14 protein-coding genes are annotated in these 19757 nt (G+C 63.9%); 6 read left to right on the plus strand and 8 right to left on the minus strand.

Features of this window, described 5'->3' with window-relative positions; translation table 11 throughout:
- Nucleotides 1-20 precede the first annotated feature (20 nt).
- Nucleotides 21-1445, plus strand: a complete 1425-nt coding sequence (locus tag AC1MBU_RS12870; protein WP_479787398.1) for a zinc-dependent metalloprotease — start codon at nucleotides 21-23, stop codon at nucleotides 1443-1445.
- A 59-nt stretch (nucleotides 1446-1504) separates the two neighbouring features.
- Here the strand turns inward: AC1MBU_RS12870 and AC1MBU_RS12875 are convergent, their stop codons facing one another.
- From AC1MBU_RS12875 to nudC, 3 genes are read right to left on the minus strand one after another with little or no spacing between them, the layout of a single operon-like run.
- Nucleotides 1505-2098 (minus strand): M48 metallopeptidase family protein, encoded by a 594-nt coding sequence (locus AC1MBU_RS12875; RefSeq protein WP_318533001.1) that lies wholly within the window; start codon nucleotides 2096-2098, stop codon nucleotides 1505-1507.
- Nucleotides 2076-4181, minus strand: a complete 2106-nt coding sequence (locus tag AC1MBU_RS12880; RefSeq protein WP_479787400.1) for an ATP-dependent DNA helicase UvrD2 — start codon at nucleotides 4179-4181, stop codon at nucleotides 2076-2078. Before AC1MBU_RS12880 ends, AC1MBU_RS12875 begins: the two co-directional genes overlap by 23 nt.
- On the minus strand, nucleotides 4181-5158 hold the full coding sequence (gene nudC / locus AC1MBU_RS12885) for an NAD(+) diphosphatase (protein WP_479787401.1): 978 nt from the start codon (nucleotides 5156-5158) through the stop codon (nucleotides 4181-4183). Before nudC ends, AC1MBU_RS12880 begins: the two co-directional genes overlap by 1 nt.
- Nucleotides 5159-5291: 133 nt before the next feature.
- Here nudC and AC1MBU_RS12890 point away from each other — a divergent pair, with 133 nt between their 5' ends.
- Nucleotides 5292-6335 carry a macrolide 2'-phosphotransferase gene (locus AC1MBU_RS12890; RefSeq protein WP_082566187.1) on the plus strand — a complete coding sequence of 348 codons (1044 nt, stop codon included), beginning with the start codon at nucleotides 5292-5294 and terminating at the stop codon, nucleotides 6333-6335.
- Here AC1MBU_RS12890 and AC1MBU_RS12895 read toward each other — a convergent pair.
- The 3 genes from AC1MBU_RS12895 to AC1MBU_RS12905 are packed head-to-tail and all read right to left on the minus strand — an operon-like array spanning nucleotide 6332 to nucleotide 13559.
- Nucleotides 6332-9826, minus strand: coding sequence for an ATP-dependent helicase (locus tag AC1MBU_RS12895; RefSeq protein WP_479787403.1), 3495 nt, complete (start codon nucleotides 9824-9826; stop codon nucleotides 6332-6334). The genes AC1MBU_RS12890 and AC1MBU_RS12895 overlap by 4 nt on opposite strands.
- Nucleotides 9823-13113 (minus strand): ATP-dependent helicase, encoded by a 3291-nt coding sequence (locus AC1MBU_RS12900; RefSeq protein ID WP_479787404.1) that lies wholly within the window; start codon nucleotides 13111-13113, stop codon nucleotides 9823-9825. Before AC1MBU_RS12900 ends, AC1MBU_RS12895 begins: the two co-directional genes overlap by 4 nt.
- A gap of 2 nt (nucleotides 13114-13115) precedes the next feature.
- A complete protein-coding gene (locus tag AC1MBU_RS12905; RefSeq protein WP_471671932.1) occupies nucleotides 13116-13559 on the minus strand; it encodes an MGMT family protein in 444 nt (147 codons plus the stop codon).
- 101 nt (nucleotides 13560-13660) lie between these two features.
- Here AC1MBU_RS12905 and AC1MBU_RS12910 point away from each other — a divergent pair, with 101 nt between their 5' ends.
- From AC1MBU_RS12910 to AC1MBU_RS12925, 4 genes are all read left to right on the plus strand, one after another.
- Complete coding sequence (locus tag AC1MBU_RS12910) at nucleotides 13661-14347, plus strand: exonuclease domain-containing protein (RefSeq protein ID WP_479787406.1); 687 nt, start codon at nucleotides 13661-13663, stop codon at nucleotides 14345-14347.
- 304 nt (nucleotides 14348-14651) lie between these two features.
- Nucleotides 14652-15632 carry a methionine ABC transporter ATP-binding protein gene (locus AC1MBU_RS12915; RefSeq protein ID WP_277357613.1) on the plus strand — a complete coding sequence of 327 codons (981 nt, stop codon included), beginning with the start codon at nucleotides 14652-14654 and terminating at the stop codon, nucleotides 15630-15632.
- Nucleotides 15629-16381, plus strand: a complete 753-nt coding sequence (locus AC1MBU_RS12920; protein WP_479787408.1) for a methionine ABC transporter permease — start codon at nucleotides 15629-15631, stop codon at nucleotides 16379-16381. Before AC1MBU_RS12915 ends, AC1MBU_RS12920 begins: the two co-directional genes overlap by 4 nt.
- Before the next feature lie 123 nt (nucleotides 16382-16504).
- Entirely contained in the window at nucleotides 16505-17350 is an 846-nt protein-coding gene (locus tag AC1MBU_RS12925; RefSeq protein WP_479787409.1) for a MetQ/NlpA family ABC transporter substrate-binding protein, read from the plus strand.
- Nucleotides 17351-17447: 97 nt separating this feature from the next.
- Here the strand turns inward: AC1MBU_RS12925 and hemL are convergent, their stop codons facing one another.
- Nucleotides 17448-18770: a glutamate-1-semialdehyde 2,1-aminomutase gene (gene hemL / locus AC1MBU_RS12930; RefSeq protein ID WP_471671935.1), complete on the minus strand. Its 1323-nt coding sequence runs from the start codon at nucleotides 18768-18770 to the stop codon at nucleotides 17448-17450.
- A complete protein-coding gene (hemB, locus tag AC1MBU_RS12935; RefSeq protein ID WP_479787411.1) occupies nucleotides 18771-19754 on the minus strand; it encodes a porphobilinogen synthase in 984 nt (327 codons plus the stop codon).
- Nucleotides 19755-19757: the final 3 nt, after the last annotated feature.

A 19757-nucleotide genomic window follows, 5' to 3' on the forward strand; every position in this document is an offset into this window, starting at 1 on the left:
ATCAAGGACCGGTGGTATCGATGAGCTCCAATCCGTCGAACAACGACGACGACACTCCCAAGGATCCGCTTTCCGAGATGCTCGAACGCTTGATGGGCGGCAACATGCAGGGCATGAACCCCCAGGAGATCGCGAAGGCGGCCGGTCTTCCCAATGATCCGCAGGCCATGGCGATGATGATGCAGCAGGTCCAGGCCATGTTCTCCGCACAGTCTGAAGGCCCAGTGAATTGGACGATGGCCAGGGATCAGGCGCGCCGTGCAGCTGCGACGGGCGGCGACCCGTCGGTGGGCAGCAAGGACCAGCGTGAAGTTGACGAGGTACTGCGGCTGGCAGAAATGTGGCTGGATCCAGTCACCGACTTCCCGTCCACCGCTCTCCTTGGGAAAGCGTGGTCCCGCGCGGAATGGGTCGAGGCAACAATGGAGACCTGGAAGCGGCTGACTGAACCGGTGGCGACCAGCATCGCCCTCGCCCTTTCCAACGCGATCACCGAGCAGATGCCGGAAGAGATGAAAACCATGATGGGCGGAGCCGCGTCCATGCTGCAGAACATGGGTGGCGCGATGTTCGGAATGCAGTTGGGCCAGGCTGTCGGCGCACTGTCCCGCGACGTGGTGAGTTCCACGGACATCGGCATACCTTTGGCGGAGAACAGTATGGCGCTGCTCCCTGCCAACGTCGCCGCATTCGGGCAGGGCCTGGACATCTCCGAATATGATGTTCGACTGTTTCTTGCCGTTCGGGAAGCTGCCCATGTGCGGCTCTTCACGCAGGTGCCCTGGCTGACCGGACACCTGCTCGGCGCAATCGAGAGCTACGCGCGCGGAATCCATATCGACATGTCGAAGATCGAGGAAGTTGCCCGCGACATAGACCCGTCGAATCCGGAGTCACTGCAGAGCGCCCTTTCCGAGGGTGTTTTCATGCCCGAGCGCACACCCTCGCAGGACGCCGCACTCGCCCGGCTGGAAACCACGCTCGCGCTTGTTGAAGGCTGGGTGGATGAGCTCACCGCGGCCGCTACCGCCAATCTCGACTCATCGGTCGCGTTGCGCGAAGTGGTTCGGCGCCGCCGGGCAACGGGCGGACCGGCAGAAAACGCCTTTGCGTCACTTGTCGGTCTCGAGTTGCGTCCCCGACGTCTCCGTGATGCGGCAGCCCTCTGGGACCAGTTGCGTCAGGAGCGCGGAATTGACGGGCGGGATGCAATTTGGCAGCACCCTGACCTCCTGCCTACGCCGGAGGATCTCGATGATCCGGCGGGCTTCAGCAAGAGGCGCCAACTGGCCGAATCCGCCGACGCCGACGTGGATGCAGCGCTGGAGAAGCTGCTCGCGGGCGGGTTCGAGTCCCCTGCTGACGAGGATCCGGCGACGACAGACGAAACTGACTCGGAAGAGGGCGACGGCGGTCCAACAAACAAGGACGACGACCCGCGTTGAGTGGGTAGGTTTTGCCGGTCAGCCCCTCAAGCGGTCCTGTCGGTACTAGGTAGTGGGAGCTAGCGTCCGCTGAGTCCGTGGTCCGCCGCGTAAGCCGCGCCAAGCAGGAACGCCTTGGCTGTTTCAGTGTGAGGGTAATTGTCCAGGAGCGCCCAGAAGGTCCCGTTGTGTGAAGGCTCGATCAGGTGCGCCATCTCATGCAGGATCACATAGTCGATGACCCAATCCGGCATTCCCTGAAGCTTGTGCGACAGCCTGATGGCCCGGGCAGCCGGAGTGGCAGATCCCCAGCGCGAATTCTGGTTGGTAACCCACCGGATGCTGTTGGGCCTCGCGCGTCCTCCCAGGAACCGAGCCGACAATTCTGCAGCGCGCTCGACCAGCCCGGTATCCGAGTGCGTGGGCTGGACGGACTTTGCGTGAAGTTTGGCAACCATTCGTTCGACCCACTGCTTTTCCTGTCCGGCGGTGAAAGTAGCTGGAATCGAAACGACCGCAACTCCGTCCCGCAGATCCACACTGACGGTTCTGCGGCGACGGGCCGAGCGGCGCACTTCCACCGGATAGGGTGCAGTATCCGAGCTGATGGGGAGCTTCTCCTCCTCGGCTGCCCATCGATCCTGAGGGCCGCTAGGCTCTTTCCGCGAGGACACTCAGCACCGACTCTCCGTAGCGGTCCAATTTGGCCGGCCCCACCCCCGCGAGTTGCGCAAGCTTCTCCAGTGAATCAGGGCGGGCTTCTGCGATGGCTACCAGCGTGGCGTCCGTGAAGACAACGAATGCGGGGACGTCAGTTTCACGCGCGGCGTTCAGACGCCACTGGCGCAGTGCTTCAAACGTCTCCTCGCTGTAGTTCGCCGGGCAGTCGCTGCAGCGCCCGATCTTTCGTTCTGCCCCAGAACCCAGCACCTTCCCGCACGTGCGGCAGTGCGCTGGCGCCGATACCTTCCGCTCCCGGCGGGGTATGGGCTGCCGGAATGGACGCGTGCCTCCGGAATCCGGGCGAAGACCATCCAGGAACCTGGATGGTTTGCGTGACGCGCGGCCGCCCGGGGTGCGGGATGTGGACCAGGACAGGCCAAGGTGCTTGCGTGCACGAGTGATGCCGACATAGAGGAGGCGACGTTCCTCGTCGACTGCGTCAGGAGTGTCGGCGAAGGAAATCGGCATCAATCCCTCGCTCAATCCCACCAGGAACACCGCGTCCCACTCAAGGCCTTTCGCCGAGTGAAGCGATGCAAGCGTTACGCCCTGAACCGTGGGGGCGTGTTGTGCTGCTGCCCGTTCTTCAAGCTCGGCGACGAAATCCTGCAGCGTGAAACCCTGCGCTGCGCGGGCCTGGTGAAGCTCGTCGGCAAGCGATACCAGCGCAGCGAGCGATTCCCACTTCTCCCGCACAGCGCCGGAGCTCTGCGGTGCAACTTGGGTGTAACCCAGGGACGCGAGGACATCGCGGACCAGCTGAGGGACGTCGTCATCTGTTGCCACCCGTGCTGCAGCACGCAGCTGCAGCAGGCTGTCGCGCACTTCACGTCGGGCGAAGAACCGCTCGGCACCCCGCAACTGGTAGCCGATTCCCGCGGCGGCGAGCGCCTGCTCATAGGCGCTGGACTGGCCATTGGTCCGGTAGAGGATCGCGATTTCGCTCGCGGGCACGCCGTCACTGAGCAGGCGGGAAATTCGGCGGGCGACCTCCGCTGCCTCAGCCTCGTCATCGCTGCACTCCGTGAAGGTAGGAGCCGGGCCGGGCGGGCGCTGTGCAATGAGTTGAAGTGGCGTGGCCCACGTGCCCGTCCCGCCGCGGCGCCCGGCTTCCGCAGTGCGCGCCGCGAGCAGTGCGTTGGCGAGATTGACGACCTGTGGTGTCGATCGGTAGTCCCGGACGAGCTTGATGACTTCTGCCTGCCGGTACCTGCCGGTGAAATTCAGGAGGTGCGAGCTGGTGGCACCAGTAAACGAGTAGATGGTCTGGCTGGCGTCACCCACTACGCAAAGCTCTTCCCGTTCGCCCAGCCACAGATCCAGGAGCCGCTGCTGAAGCGGCGAAACGTCCTGGTATTCGTCCACCACAAAGTGCCGGTACTGCCCGCGCACTGTTGCTGCCACTTTCGGGTCTTCCTGCAGGATGCCGACGGTGATGAGCAGCACGTCCTCGAAATCGATGGCGTTGCGGTCCACTTTGAGGTCTTCATAGGCACTGAACAGCCGGGCCACAGTTGTGGCATCCATGCCTGCCGGTTCCGCCCGGCCGTTCGCGGACTCGACATAGGTATCCGGTGTCAGCATGGATACCTTGGCCCACTCAATTTCAGCAGCAAGGTCGCGGATTGTGGCGCGGTCGGTGCTGAGCCTCAGCCGCCGCGAGGCTTCGGCGATGAGCTGGGCCTTGTGGTCGACAAGGGCGGGCAGGGTTCCACCGACCGCCTGGGGCCAGAAGTATTGCAGCTGCCTGAGTGCTGCCGCGTGAAAAGTGCGTGCCTGAACTCCCTGTGCTCCGAGGTCGCGGAGCCGGGTGCGCATCTCGGCGGCAGCCCTCGCAGTGAAAGTCACCGCAAGGACCTGTTGAGGCTTGTACACGCCTGTGTGTACGCCGTAGGCGATGCGGTGCGTGATTGCGCGTGTTTTGCCTGTTCCGGCTCCTGCGAGAACACAGAGCGGGCCACTCAGTTGGGAGGCCACCGCCCGCTGTTCATTGTCCAGACCGGCGAGGATCTTCTCTTCGACCGAGCCGTCCACTATGGTCTCCCGGCGAATGGCTCTTCCTCCAAAGGACCGCCGTACCAGTGTTCAATCAATGCTCGTGCAATGGAGGCACCGGATGCAACGGACAACCGCTCCTCCTTCAGACCGGCGAACAGTTCTTCCCTGCTGAACCAACGCACGTCCCTGATTTCGACGCCGTCAGGCACCGGACGTGCATGTGCTGCCTTCGCCGTGAATCCGAGCATCAAGGACGCAGGGAACGGCCAGGGCTGGGAGCCGAGGTACGTGGGCGAGTGAACAACTATTCCTGATTCTTCCTCGACCTCCCGCACGACGGCTGCCTCCAGCGATTCCCCTGGCTCGACGAAACCTGCGAGCGTAGAGAACCGGTTCTGGGGCCACGCAGCGGAGGAGCCCAGCAGCAGGCGGTCTTCCTCGTCCGTCACGGTGACGATGATGGCCGGATCAGTTCGGGGATAGTGCAGGCTTTCATCGGCAGGGCAACGCCTCACCCAACCTCCGTCGATCGGTTCGGTGGGCTGTCCGCAGCGGGGGCAGTGAGTATGGGTGGCGTGCCAGTTGGAGATGGCCACCGCCTCCACGAACAACCCGGATTCCTGTGCCGGCAAATCCGATGCGGCGTCACGCAATCCGATCCAGTCCTCGTCAGCCGCGAGCGCGGGTTGAACGTCTTCATGCTCCACCAGCACGATGTGTGTTCCTGCCGGCATGTCCGCCGTTGTTTCCACCGTACTTCCCAGATAAACAGGGTTCTCCGGACGCTCCACTTCCGCAACAGGGCTCAGCACGAGCCTGCCGTTGCGAAAGGGAGAACGCCTGCGGGCAAGATGCAGGATGCGGGTTTCCGGTTGGTCCCACAATTGATCGAAGAGGTCAGGGGTGATGCGGAAGGTTGAGCCGCGGTCTGCCGTGCCGCGTGCCAGGGGCAGAGATCCGAGTGGTGGGAGGCTTGCGATTGCGGCTGCCTGCATGCCGACGGCTTGGGTCATATTTCTACGGTACGGTCCCGCGCCCACAAAAAGACATTCGAAAGGGCTTTTCTGGAGGAATAGTGGGGGTGAGCGGCGACTCGCCGTTGCTGGACATTCGAGCCGGTGACCTCGCGCGCTTACGGTGGATGATGTGAAACGCTCACCGATGGAACTTGCGGCCCTTGCCAGCGCGGCCGTGCCGGGCCTTGCCCCGACCGGCGTCTCCAGCGCCCCCGATGATCCCGCCGACTTCGAGTCAGCCCTACTGATCGATGACTCCGGCAAGCAGTGGCGCGTTCGCGCACCACGGCACGCCGAGGCCAGCATGCGCCTGGAGACGGAACTGCAGGTACTGCGTGCGTTCACTCCCGCTGTTCGTGCTGAGCTCCCGTTCCTCATTCCTCACGTTGCAGGCACCGTGAGGCTCGGTGACCTTCGCACCTTCGTGTACTCCCACATTGAAGGATCACCGCGGTCTCTCGATGAGCTCGCAAAGGGCGGTCGTGAACTGGCCAGGGAAATCGGCCGCGCAATCGCTGCGGTCCACGAACTGCCCAGGACCCTCGTCAACGAAGCCGACCTGCCTGCGTATGAAGCGAACGAAGTACGGCAGCGCCGGCTCAACGAGCTGGATCAGGCCGCTACCACCGGCAGAATCCCCTCGGATCTGCTGCGTCGCTGGGAGCACGCGCTGGAGGATGTCTCACTCTGGCGATTCAATCCCACCGTGGTCCATGGCGACATCCACGAAGACAACCTGCTCCTTGCGGCGGGCCGCGTCTGTGCGGTGGCAGGATGGACGGACCTTTCCATCGGCGACCCCGCGGATGATTTCGCCTGGCTCGCCGCAACGCAGGACACCGAGTTCGCCGACGAGGTGCACGAGGCCTATGTCAGCGCCCGCCCCGATGCCGCGGACGAGCATCTCTTGCGGCGCGCCGCGCTGGCAGCGGAGTTTGCGCTGGCACAGTGGATGGTTCGCGGCCTGGCCCTCGGCGACGACGGCATGGTCAGCGAAGCCGAAGAGATGATGCGCTCACTCTCCGCCGATCTCGCCGCCGAGGAAGCCGCACTGGCCGCCAACGCTGGGGATGAAGACTTCGTGAGCAGGGATGACGACGCTGAGGTCGCAGCGGCTCCACAGGACCCGGAAAATCTCGAAACTTCCGCTCTCCCCATAATTCCGCGCCCCTAACCGCCGGACCCGGCGCTCGTCGCCTTCCGCACAATTGCTTCCAATGTTTCACTGCTCGCGAGATCGTGTGGCCGAACCAGCTGATCTTCCGCTGCGTAGTAAAACGCTGCCCGAACACCAGCGAGCGGCACGTTTTTCAGACGAGACCATGCCAGCCGGTAGATCGCCAGCTGGATTGCTTTCGCTTCACGGTCCGCCGGCGCCGGAGGCCGCCCGGTCTTCCAGTCGAGGAGGTCCCAGGTGCCGTCGTCGTCCTGAAACACCGCATCAATCCGGCCGCGGACGACAACGGACCCAACGCGTGTTTCCACGGGCACTTCAATGCCGTACGGCACCCGCTGCGCCCACATCGACTGCCGGAACGTTTCGGCAAGCTGCTCAAGCTGCAGGCCGTCGTCCACGAAGGAGTCGGCCGCGCCTGGAAACTCGCCTAGATCGAGCATCCCTGTTGTTCCGTAAAATTCTTCGATCCACGCGTGGAATGCCGTTCCGCGCCGGGCGGCGGTTCCCGGACGCCGTGGCACAGGCCGTCGCAACCGCCGTGCAACGCCGTCGCTATCCTCTGTGAGCTCGACCATCAGGGAGGCGGAGATATGGGTGGGAAGTTCAACCGGTACGGAGGCAAGTCTGCCCTGCTGCCGCGCCAGCGACTTACGGACCTCATCACTCCAGCGTCCCGGTAAGTCAATATCTTCGGTGCCCGGTTCAGGGCCAGAACCATGGCGCAGGTCATCCGCCGCTGCCCGAACAGCCGCCGCAGCCAGCTCCATTCCGCCGCGGCGCCGGCGTAGGGGATCGATTGGCCAGATCGCCCTGTCGCTGTGTGCACGAGCGGGATTGTCAGCGCCCACAGCGACGTCTTCGATCCAGGCCAGTTCCCGGTATCCCGGTTCACCGGCCGCCGCGAGTTCCCGCAGCCGTTCCAGATAGCGGGACGGCGCCGTCGGTTTGGAGCGCCCTCCTCCCCATGCCGACGACGAACAGACGAGGACATGGCGTGCCCGTGTAAGTGCCACGTAGGCGAGCCGCCGTTCCTCACGTTCAGTATGGGTCAGGGCGTCCTCCGCGAACAGTTTTTCGCTGTCAAGCCAGGACTTCTGGTCAGGTTGGTCCCAATCCCACTGCGGCAGCTCTGCGGCATCGCCGCGAAGCTGCCACGGTACCGAAGCATCTCCCGAGCTCCAGCGCGATCCGGTTCCGCTCGGAAAAGAACCCTCATTCATCCCCGGCACCAACACCACGTCCCACTCGAGACCTTTGGCAGCGTGCACTGTCAGTAGTTGAACGGCTTCCCTGCTTGTCTCCAGCGCTGTGACAGGTAATCCATCCTCCTCAGAGTCAGCGGCCTCCAGCCAGGCAAGGAAGGCTTGAACGTCAATGCGGTCCGACGTCGAGACGAACCCGCTGACGGCGTCTGCGAACGCGTCGAGATTGCGCCTGGCCTCGTGCACGCTCACTCCAGGCTTGGCAGCAAGCTCAATATCCAGCAGGAGTGTCTGCTCGATTTCACCGATGAGGCTATGCAGGTCATCTCCCACTGACTGGCGCAGCCCGCGCAGTTCGTCCCGCAGACGTACGAGGCGCTCCCTTCCTGTTTCAGAAAGAGTGCGCCCGCTGCCTGATACCCAGCCCACTGGTGGAAGGTGATCAACGGCGTCAACAAGGCTGGCCGGCTCTGCGTCTTCCGTTGGCGTTGGCAGCTGCTCAGGCTCAGACACGGCTGAATCCCGGGTATTGCCCTGGTGGGCAGCGCCTTCCTGCGCATCAGGCTTTCCGGTGCCCACCCGGAGCTGACTTATCCGGAGCTCCCGATCGTAGGCCAGTTGCCGTGCCCAATCACCGAGCGCCATCAGGTCTGCGCTGCCGAGGCGCCAGCGTGCTCCGGCGAGGAGCCGCAGCATCGCATCTGACCGTTCCGGATCCCCGAGGACCCGAAGCACTGAGAGGATCTCGATGATCTCCGGCGTGCGGAGGAGTCCTCCCAATCCAATGACCTGGACCGGTATCCCCAGCGACTGCAGTTCCTGCCGTAACGGCTCGAACTGCCGGCGCCCGCGGCAAAGAACGGCGATGGTCGGGCGCAGCGGCCGACCGTCGTCGTCCAGATCGAAGTACCGACGCCGCTGCTCCTGAATGATGCGGCTCATCGCAGCCGCCTCATTGGCCTGCGGATTGTCCGGTGCGGATGGGTCCTGCGGCGCAGCGGCGCTTTCGCTGCGGTAGCGCGCAAGATACACCTCTCCCAGCGGTGCCTTTGGCCTCGCTAACAGAGCGGGAACCTTCAGCTGGTGCTGCGGGCCGAGCCATGGAGGCGGTACGTTGAGCGGTTCAGCCACTGCATTGGCCGCCGCAAGGATGCTCGTGGAGTTCCGCCACGCCACAGAAAGATTAACCATGGGCGCTGGCTCCAGCCGGGCACCGGTGTGCACCGGGAATCGTGACCTGAATGTCCCCAGCTGACCGGCTGATGCCCCACGGAACCCGTAGATGGACTGGTGCGGATCTCCCACCGCCGTCACCGACCGGCCGTCACCGAACAGCCTGGCGAAGAGGACCATCTGTGCATGCGAGGTGTCCTGAAACTCGTCGAGTAGGATAACTGCGTATTTCTGCCGCTCAGCATCGACCGCCTGCGGCACTTCGCTGACGATACGTGCGGCCAGCGACACAAGGTCACCGTAATCAAGCTGCCCGCCCTGACTTTTCGCTGCTGCGTACTGTTCCACCAGCTCAGTGACAGTGACACGGGTCCGCAGTTTATTCAGCAGATCGCGTGCGCCCTGCGTGGACGGTTTCGGCTTTCCGAGCAGGTAGGGGCGGGCCGCTACTGAGTCGATCTGCTCGAGCAGTGAAATCCTCACTGCCGCAGGGTCTACAAGGTGCTCGGCACATTCCGAAGCCATGGTGAGAACAGCTCCGGTCAGCGTTGTCCTCGCCGCCGACAGGTGTTCCCATGGGCCCCGGTAGGATTCAACGATTCTGCCTGCCAGCTGCCAGGACTGCGCCGTGCCAAGCATGACGGCATCGCGCTCCACGCCGAGGCGTAGACCGTAGTCCTGCACGATTCCATTGGCGTAGGAGTGATAGGTGGAGATGGTGGGTTCCAGGCGGTCCTCCCCTGACTCAAGAGTGCTCTCTCCCTGGGCACGGTACAACGCCTGAAGTTGTTGCCGGATGCGGGCAGCGAGCTCACCGGCCGCCTTACGGGTGAAGGTGACGCCCAGGATTTGATCAGGCCGAACCAGACCGTTTGCAACGAGCCACACCACGCGGTCGGCCATGGTCTTGGTCTTTCCGGACCCTGCCCCGGCGATCACCAGCAGAGGCTGAAGCGGAGCTTCGATGATGCGGGTCTGCTCTCCGGTCGGGTACAGGATGTCCGCGCTGGTCCCGCCGGCAAGGAGCTGAGCCAATGCTTCCGCGGAGTACATTGACGCAGTATCCGCCGACGCAGTATCAGTCGCCCGGAGGTGTGCCGCTTCCAGGCTCATTCGGTTACCTGCCTTCCCTCAACGCACAGCGGGCAAATCTCCGGCAGCCGGCACCCGGCGCCGCCGTACGCTGACCGGCTGGGGTCGTGGACGGTTTCAAATTCAGCCGCAGACATCAGTCCAGCAGCCTGCTGAATCATCTCCTGCGGCCAGGAGTCCTCTGGCCCGAGGGCGGGCTGATCCTGAACCTTGGGGGACTTGGCACTTGTGCCAAGGTGCACGAGCGCGGCTCCCCCTAGCGTCTGTATTTCCGCGGGTTCTGCAACCATTCCGGGATTGTCGGCGAGCCCGCCCGCACTGGCAGCGACCTGATACGCGGCAAGCTGCGGGTGGGCCGGCATATCGAAATCCTTTGGGGCTTTCCTCCCGGTCTTGAGATCCACAATGAATAGTCCGCCATCATGGGTAGTTTCGAGGCGGTCGATCTGCCCGCGGAGGCGCGCCTGCCGCTCTCCGCCTTCAACAATCACCGGCAGGTCAACGCTGAAGCTCACCTCAGTGCCGGCCAATGTGCGGCCGGACTTTCTCATCTCCACGAGGTAAGCGCCGAGCTTCCTCACCATTTCCTCGGCACGCCGGAGGTCCGCCTTGGTTTCCCAGGTGTCCTTCATACCGAGGGCGGGCCAGCGGCGGGCCAGTTCCGCGACGTATTGGTTTCCCGTGGCGTCCGGCATGTCCTGTGCGATGGAGTGGACGAGCGTCCCCAGTGACCTGGCGAAGTCAGTGGGCCGTTCTCCTCCAGCCGCCGAGACAAACCAGTTCAGAGGTGAGGCCAGTACCGCCTCCACCTTCGAGGGTGAGACCGGTATGACGGCATCAGGGGGAATGACCGGATCCAACGTAGAGAGCGCCGACAGGCCCCACCACTGTGCGGGATCTGCACCCGGAACCCGCGGCTCGTGGAGCATCATCCTTCCGAGGTGCCGGACGGCTTCGGCAGCGGTGTCGGCATTTCGTTCAGGTTGCTGGGCGTACTTCCGCAGCTCTGCAACGAGCGCACGCAGGGTCAGCGGACGCTTCACCTCCGTTCGGGGGCGCTCGTAAGTACCGGGCGGAAGCGGGTCGAGGATTTCCAGGAAGGAAGAAGGCTGCTGATCTTCCGACGAAACCGCCACGCAGACCAACTCTTCGGACGCACGGCTGATCGCGGTCGAAAAACTTCGCAGTTCGTCGGCCCGAGTCAACTGCATCAGGGAAAGCGGATCACGGTGATACCGGAAGTCCCGGCCATGCTCCAGAAGCGCAACCAAATCACCTGAGCCCAGCAGCTCTCCCCTGACCCTGAGATTGGGCCATACCCCCTCCTGTACGCCAGCCACGATCACTACCGGCCATTGGCGGCCGGCCGCAGCGGCCGGTGTCATGACCGCGACGGCGGCTCCTTTCTGGGCGCGTGCTGCGAGCGTGTCCATTGGAAGCTCCTGGCTCAGCAGGTACTCCAGGAAACCGGTTGTGGGTGCCCCCGGCATCTGGTCCACGTAACGCTCGGCCGTCTGAAACAGTGCAACAACGGCATCGAGATCCCGGTCCGCGCGTGCCGCTGACGCTCCCTGTTGGACTGCAGCCTCTTCCCATCGGGAGGAGAGCCTGGATGCGGACCACACCGCCCACAGCACTGTTTCAGGCGTACTCGCCTCATCCTGCAACGCGTCACGACCAGCGCTCAGCATCCCATGCAGCCGCCGGACCGGGCGGAGTTGCGCCCTGGGGTCATCAAACGAAGCCTCAGCCAGAAGATCGACAATCAGCTGGTCAGAGTTCCTTGCTCCCCCTTCCAGCCGTTCCTCCTGCCTCAGCAGTTGACGCAGGCGGCGAATCTCAAGCGGCCCGGCCCCGCCGATCCGGGATGTCATGAGTGAAACGGCCAATTCCGCATCAAGCTCTCTCACTCCCGTCACGGCGGCGAGGATGTCAAGCAATGGCCGGACTGCCGGTTCATCGCGGATAGCACGCTCGGCCGGCGGGACGCTGACGGGGATGTCCTGGCCCGCGAGGTACCGCTGAAGCTCAGTAACCTGCGTGCCCGTCCTGGTGATAACGGCGATCTGGTCAAAGCTCCGCCCGTCATCAACATGTGCCTCCAGAATCCGTTGCGCAACGTAGCGCTGCTCATGGAAACCAGAGTCAACCACGTGAACGGAGAGAGTTCCGGCTGTTGGAGTGTCAGCATCGGCCTGTGCCTTGACTGCAGCGGCTTCACCTGGCTCTGTCAGCCTTCGGTAGCCCACAGGCGTTCCGCTCACAGGCGTCCTCGCCGCAATCGATGCCCAGCCCGATGCAAGCATCCCGGACAGGCGGTGGGAGGTGGTCAACTGCACGGTGCGGACCCCACCAAGCACCTCGTGCAACCGCGCGGCAAGCTCTGGACGGGCACCACGGAAGCCCTGTACTGCGGTGTCGGGGCAGGAGGTAATCAAAGCATCTTTTCCCTCGGCAAGAACGCCGCACAGCGCGTGCATGGCCGTGTTGGACTCCTGATAATCATCGATCAGGATCAGGGAATATTTACTGCGTTCCTCAACGCAGAATCCGGGATTGGTTTCAAGGATGCCCCGCGCGGCGGTCAGGATTCCGGCGGGATCAAAAGCCTCCGGCATCCGGAGGTCCAGAATGTCCCGGTACTCACTGTAGAGGGCTGCTGCGGCGACCCATTCGGGTCGATCAAACCTGCGCCCGAAGTCAGCAAGCTCTTCAGCATGCACACTGAACTCGCTCACACGGTCAAAGAGCTCCCTAATCTCCTGCCTGAAACCTCTTGTTCCAAGAGCGAGCCGTAATCCCGGAGGCCATCGCGCCTCCAGCTGACCCGATAGGCGATGGCCCTCCAGGAGTTCCTTGATGATCAGGTCCTGTTCAGCGCCGGAAAGCAGCCGGGGAGAACGGGTCAGCTCGGGCAGCAGCCCTGCCACGCGGGCTCGACGGATGAGGTCGAAGGCGTAGGACGACCAGGTACGTGCCGGCGGCGCGCTTACGCTGCGGTCCAGACGGGAAGTGACCTCATCCCGAAGGCGTGCTGTGGCCATCCTGGTGGGCGCCATGATGAGGATCCGGTGAGGTTCCACCTTTGAGTCCAGAACCCGGCTGACCGCGGTCTCCACCAACAGCTGCGTCTTGCCGGTTCCCGGACCGCCAAGGACAAGCACCGGGCCCTCTCCCGGGCCCAGGGCCAGCACCTCCTGTTGTTCGGCGCTGAGGACCGGGGTGGGCAGTGCCTGCCCGGCATTGGCCGGCAACCGCAGGCCAGCGGCGGGTAGGCGAACTGCGTCGACGCGCGGAGAGCTACTCATGCTTACAGCCCATCATCCGGCTCCGACAATTCGGGTGGACTCTCGTCCCAGGTTGGAACCGCAGCGTGAAAGTCGGCACGGATGCGCTGAAGCGCGGCCTGCTCTGCCGGCCCGGGATTCCAGCGGGACTTCTGCACATCGACCCGGCACCCGGCGGAACCGCCCGCCTCCCGACTCCGTTCGGCCACGGGCCGCAACGCCGTTGATTCGTCCAGATAGTGGCCGACTGCGGTAGCTTCCAACCCCAGCGGCGGCTTACCGTCAGCGCGGAGAACGCGCCACCACGGAACATCGGCGCCTCCGCGCGACATGACCGCTCCAACCTGACGCGGGCCGCCCTTTTCAAGGATCACGGCGATATCGCCATACGTCAGCACCTTCCCTGAGGGAATCAGGCTGACGACGTCGAGGACCGCCTCGTCATAGTCCAGACCTTTCTCGTGCACCAACCCAGACTATCGACAAGCGAACAGCAGCCTGGACGGCTCCCGGGTGCCGACGAACAGCAGAAACGGAAATGTCAGAGCCCCCGGATAGCGTCGGAGCCATGAACAGCTGGCACATGTGTCCCCGGGCGGCCTTCGATCTTGAAACAACCGGCCGCGATCCCCTCACCGCACGTATCGTGACGGCCTCGATCATCCTCGTCGATGGCCGCGGCGAGGTTCAGGAGCATCATGAGTGGCTGGCCGATCCCGGGGTGGACATTCCACCCGAGGCCACTGCCGTCCATGGCATTGCCAGCCAGACGGCGCAAGCGTACGGGTCCCCTGCCTCCCTCGTAGTGAGCCAGATTGCAGCCGTCCTCCTCGGGTTCTTCCGGGACCGAATTCCGGTGCTTGCTTTCAACGCGCGCTATGACTTCACGGTCCTCGCACGTGAGGGTGTGCGCCATGGTGTTGGAACACCCAACCCGTTTCCGGTGCTGGACCCGTACGTGATGGACAAGCACGCAGACCGCTTCCGGCCGGGAAAAAGAACTCTCACCGCCATGTGCGCGCATTACGGCGTCCCGTTGGAGAACGCGCATACTTCGGCCGCCGATGTCCTGGCGACTCTCGGCGTGGCCGCGGTCCTGGCGGAGCGGTTCCCGCACCTGCGCAAACCTGCCTCGGAGCTGCATGAGTTCCAGATGACCTGGGCGCTCCGGCAGGCCGAAAGTTTCCAGGAATACCTCCGCCGCAGCAATCCGGATGCAGTGGTGGAGGGCCAGTGGCCGGCGATCGCCTCGTGAGTGCAAACGGAATACCGGCGCCCAGGCTGACTCAGCCACCACCTAGAAGCCGCACAATCTTCGACGAAACGGGCATAAATTACGACGACAATGCCTTATCAGTGATCCTCAGCACTAAATTTCAGCCGGATCTTTCACACGTGCCAGAATTGCAGAGCATCGATGCGCGCCTGCCACGGCCGGTTCCCCGGCGGCCCCGGCTGCCGCTTCCTCCCGAACGGCGCGCTGACAATACTTCTTCCCTGCTCGCCGGAGCAGGGGATCCGCAGCCGATCCTGCGGAGCCCCACACAGCATGAGGACCAATGATTACAGTCACCAACCTGCGCAAAACCTACCGCCAGGGCGAGCGAACCATCACGGCTCTGGACGATGTCACCCTTTCAGTGCCCAAAGGTTCAATCCACGGCATTGTGGGACACTCGGGCGCAGGCAAATCAACTCTCGTCCGGTGCCTGACCCTTCTTGACCGCCCTTCGTCCGGCTCAGTCGTCATTGACGGCCGGGACCTTACGCGCGTCAAGGATTCCGAAGTCCGGACAGCCAGGCGTCGTATCGGCATGGTCTTCCAGCATGCCAACCTCATGGACTCGAGGACGGCCTCCCAGAATGTTGCACATCCCCTGGAGCTGGTGAAGACCCCAAAGGGGGAGATCGCCCGGAAGGTCGGCGAATTGCTCTCCCTGGTCGGCCTCGCAGAATTCGCAGACGCCTACCCCTCCCAGCTCTCCGGCGGCCAAAAGCAGCGCGTAGGAATCGCCCGGGCGCTGGCTTCGGATCCGGACGTGCTGCTGTGCGACGAGCCCACCTCGGCGCTCGACCCCGCCACCACTGAGGACATCCTCACGCTCATTCGCAACCTCACCCACACGCTGAACCTGACGGTCCTGGTCATCACGCATGAGATGCACGTGGTGAAGCGGATCTGCGATTCGGTGTCCCTGCTTGAGCGCGGCCGCATCATCGAGCACGGTCCCCTTCAGGACGTTGTCGGTAACCGCACCGGCTCCCTGGGCAAATCCCTGATGCCGCTGCCCTCCACCGCCGTGAATCAGTCTCTACCCGAGCTGGACCTGTTGCTGGTCGGAAGGAGCGCTTCAGCGCCGGTCCTCTCCGAACTGACCCGGCGCTTTGATGCCAGTGTGAACGTCATCGCAGGAACGGTGGAGACACTCGCAGGCTCCCGTTTCGGCAGGCTACGCGTTGAAGTTGATTCCCCGAGGCCTATCAGCGAAATCACCGCCTATCTCGAAGACGCCGGCGTGCACGTGGAGGTTGCGGCATGAATTTCCTCGACAATCTTTTCGAGAACCCTGGAATTACAGAAGCGCTGCCGGAGGAGTTCCTCGCGACTCTCCAAATGATCGGTATCTCGGGATTTTTCACGCTGCTGATCGGACTTCCGCTCGGTGTTTTTCTGCATACCAGCAGCCCGGGAGGCCTGCGTCCCATGCCGGTGACAAACCGCGTTGTGAGCGATGTGGTTGTGAACATCACGCGGTCAATTCCCTTCGCGATCCTCATGGTGTCCCTGATTCCGCTGGCCCGCCTCCTGACCGGATCCTCGATCGGTCCCGTTGCTGCGTCAGTATCGCTGAGTATCGGAGCCATCCCGTTCTTTGCCCGTCTTGTGGAGACGAGCCTGCGTGACGTCACGCCAGGCAAGATTGACGCCGCCCTTGTCATGGGTTCCACCCGTCTCCAGGTGATCACCAAGGTCATGATCGCCGAGGCCCTTCCGTCCTTGATTGCTGCTTTCACGACAACCCTCGTCGCTCTCGTGGGGTACTCAGCCATGGCAGGAATCATCGGTGGCGGAGGTCTGGGCAGACTGGCCTATAACTATGGCCTGCAGCGGTTCGACACCACAGTGATGGTGGTCATTATCGTGATCATTGTCGCGATTGTGCAGATCATTCAGTTCATCGGGGACCGGCTTGCCCAGCGGGTGGACCACCGAACAGCGGCCACGGCCGGTGCCCGCCGCAGCAGACAGGCCCGTCGCGCAGAAGCCGCGAACGTCGTCGGAGTCTGACACTGACCCACAACTTGCCGCGCTTTTCAGGCGCGGCCGACGACGGCCGGTAGCCGCCAGCCGTCTTGAACCCGGCGCCCGGATAACCCCGGCCGCCGGTACTACGAAAGGAACGCACTGAACATGCGTAAGCAGTTTTCGCTGGCAGCCGCCGGACTGGCCGCTCTTCTTGCCCTCTCAGCGTGCGGAGCGGGCGACAGCGCTCCGGCCGCCGCCGTCGAAACCCTCGATCCCGCCAGCCCGGCTACGGTTACCGTAGGCGCGAGCCCGGTACCCCACGCCCAGATTCTGGAGTTCGTACGTGACAACCTGGCCGAAGGCAGCGGCATTGAGCTCGAGATCCAGGAGTTCGACGACTACACCACTCCCAACATCGCGCTGAGCGAAGGCGACCTGGATGCCAACTACTTCCAGCACCTGCCCTACTTCGAGAGCCAGGTCGAGAGCCAAGGCTATGAGTTCGCCCATGGTGAGGGCGTGCACATCGAGCCCTACGCTGCCTTCTCCGAAAAGCACAACGACGTCGCGGCTATCCCCGACGGGGGTCGCGTAGCCATCACCAATGACCCCTCCAACCAGGCGCGCGCCCTCACGCTCCTGCAGGAAGCCGGCCTGCTGGAGAACATCGAAGCAGAGGCCTCCGTCCTGTCGCTGACCGAGGAGCAGAATCCCAAGGGTCTCGAGTTCATCGAGAATCAGCCGGAGTTGCTGCTCAATGATCTGCAGGATCCGACCGTAGATCTTGCCATCATCAACGGAAACTACATTCTGGACGCCGGTCTCAGCACGGAGAACGCCCTCATTGTGGAGTCCGTCGAAAGCAACCCGTATGCGAACTTCCTCGCCTGGAACACCTCCTCCGAGGGTGATGCACGCATCGCCAAGCTCGAGGAGCTGCTGCACTCCCCCGAGGTCAAGCAGTACATCGAAGAAACCTGGCCGAGCGGTGACGTAGCTCCCGCCTTCTAGGACTTCCCCCGCTTCCACAGATACAGAACAGGAATGGCCGGCGCCCCACTGGGGGCGACCGGCCATTCCTGCGCCCTGGATGAAGACCGCGTGAAAGCTAGACGCCCGGGGGCGTCGCTCCTGCGGCAGCTGCGGCGCGCGCGGCGGCCGGCAGCGCCGACACAATGAGTTCCATCGCGGCGTCGTCGTGGGCCGAGGAAAGGAACCACGCTTCGAACACCGACGGCGGGAGGTAGACGCCGGATTCAAGCATGGAGTGGAAGAACGGCGCATACCGGAACGTTTCCTGCGCCTGGGCGTCGGCGTAGTTCACCACGCCGCGCTCGGACGTCCCAAAGGCGATGCTGAACAGGTTCCCGGCACGCTGGACTGAATGGTCGACGCCGGCCCGGGACAGTTCCTCCGATACCGCGGCGGAGAGCTCCAGGGAGCGGGCGTCGATGTGCCGGTAGACCTCGTCGGTTGCGTGGGTCAACTGGGCAACTCCTGCCGCCATGGCCAGCGGGTTCCCGGAGAGTGTGCCCGCCTGATAGACCGGTCCCAGCGGCGCCAGGTATTCCATGACGTCTGCCCGGCCACCGAGCGCAGCGGCAGGAAGCCCGCCACCGATCACCTTGCCGAATGTCAGCAGGTCCGGGGACCACCCCTCGCCCTCGCCGACAAGGCCCCAGTAGCCGCCTGGACCCACTCGGAAGCCCGTGAGGACCTCGTCCATGATGAAGAGCGCACCGTACTCTGCGGTGATCCTGGACAGCGCCGCATTGAAGCCGGGGGCGGGTTCGACTACGCCCATGTTGGCCGGGGCAGCTTCGGTGATGACCGCCGCGATGGAAGCTCCGTGCTCGGCAAAAGCGGCTTCCACCGCCTCAACATCGTTGTACGGCAGCACAAGCGTCTCGGCTGCAGTCGCGTCCGTCACGCCGGCGGATCCCGGGAGTGCCAGTGTCGCAACCCCCGACCCGGCGGCCGCGAGCAGCCCGTCCAGGTGACCGTGATAACAGCCGGCAAACTTCACAATGAGGTTGCGGCCCGTGAACCCGCGCGCCAGGCGGACCGCGGTCATGGTCGCTTCAGTGCCGGTGGAAACCATACGGATGCGTTCGACGGCGGACACCCGGTCCCGCACCAGCTGCGCCAATTCGGCTTCAGCCGGCGTGGACGCGCCGAAGGACAGCCCGCGATCAGCCGCCTGATGGACTGCGTCCAACACCGCGGCATGGGCATGCCCGAGCAGCGCCGGCCCCCAGGAGCACACCAGGTCAACGTACCGGCGGTCGTCGGCGTCGGTCACGTATGGACCCTGTGCCGACACGAGGAAGCGGGGAGTGCCGCCCACGGAGCCGAAGGCCCGCACCGGCGAATTCACCCCGCCGGGCATGAGCGTCTGTGCCCGCGCGAAGAGATCCTCGGAGTGTGTCATTTACTTGCTCTCCTTCAGCCAGATGGCGAGCTCGGTGGCCCAGTACGTGAGGATGATCTGCGCTCCCGCACGCTTGATACCGAGCACTGACTCCTCAATGGAACGACGACGGTCAATCCAGCCGTTCGCGGCAGCAGCCTCGATCATGGCGTATTCGCCCGAGATCTGGTAAGCGGCAACCGGAACCGGCGACATAGCAGCCACGTCCGCGACGATATCGAGGTAGCTCATTGCCGGCTTGACCATCACCATGTCAGCGCCTTCCTCGAGATCCAGTTGCACCTCGTGAAGCGCTTCCCGGCGGTTGGCCGCATCCATCTGGTACGTCCGGCGGTCACCGGTCAGCTGCGAGTCCACAGCCTCCCGGAAAGGACCGTAGAACGCGGAAGCGTACTTGGCCGCATAAGCCAGCACGGAGATCTCCGGATGACCGGCATCATCAAGGGCGCGGCGGATGACACCCACCTGGCCGTCCATCATCCCGGACGGGCCGAGCACGTGCGCGCCCGCGTTGGCCTGGGCAACCGCCATCTGCGCATAGAGTTCCAGCGTTGCGTCATTGTCCACGGCACCGTCGTCCGCCAGCACACCGCAGTGGCCGTGGTCGGTGAACTCATCCAGGCACACATCGCTCATGATGACGAGGGCATCCCCCACTTCAGAGCGGACATCAGCGATGGCGCGGTTGAGGACGCCGTCGGGATCGATTCCCGCGCTCCCTGTCGCGTCACGGTGCGCAGGAATGCCGAAGAGCATGATGCCTCCGATGCCAAGCCCGGCGGCTTCCGCTGCAGCACGCTTCAGGGTGGCCGAGCTGTGTTGAACCACTCCCGGCATCGAACTGATAGGGACGGGCTCGGTCAGTCCTTCACGGATGAATGCCGGCAGAACCAGCTCTGCCGGACTGAGCCGGTTCTCCGCCGTCAGCCGGCGGATTGCCGGGGTGGAGCGCAGCCGGCGGGGCCGGTGTTGAGGGAAGCTCATGCG

This window comes from Arthrobacter sp. PTI12, assembly GCF_056679915.1.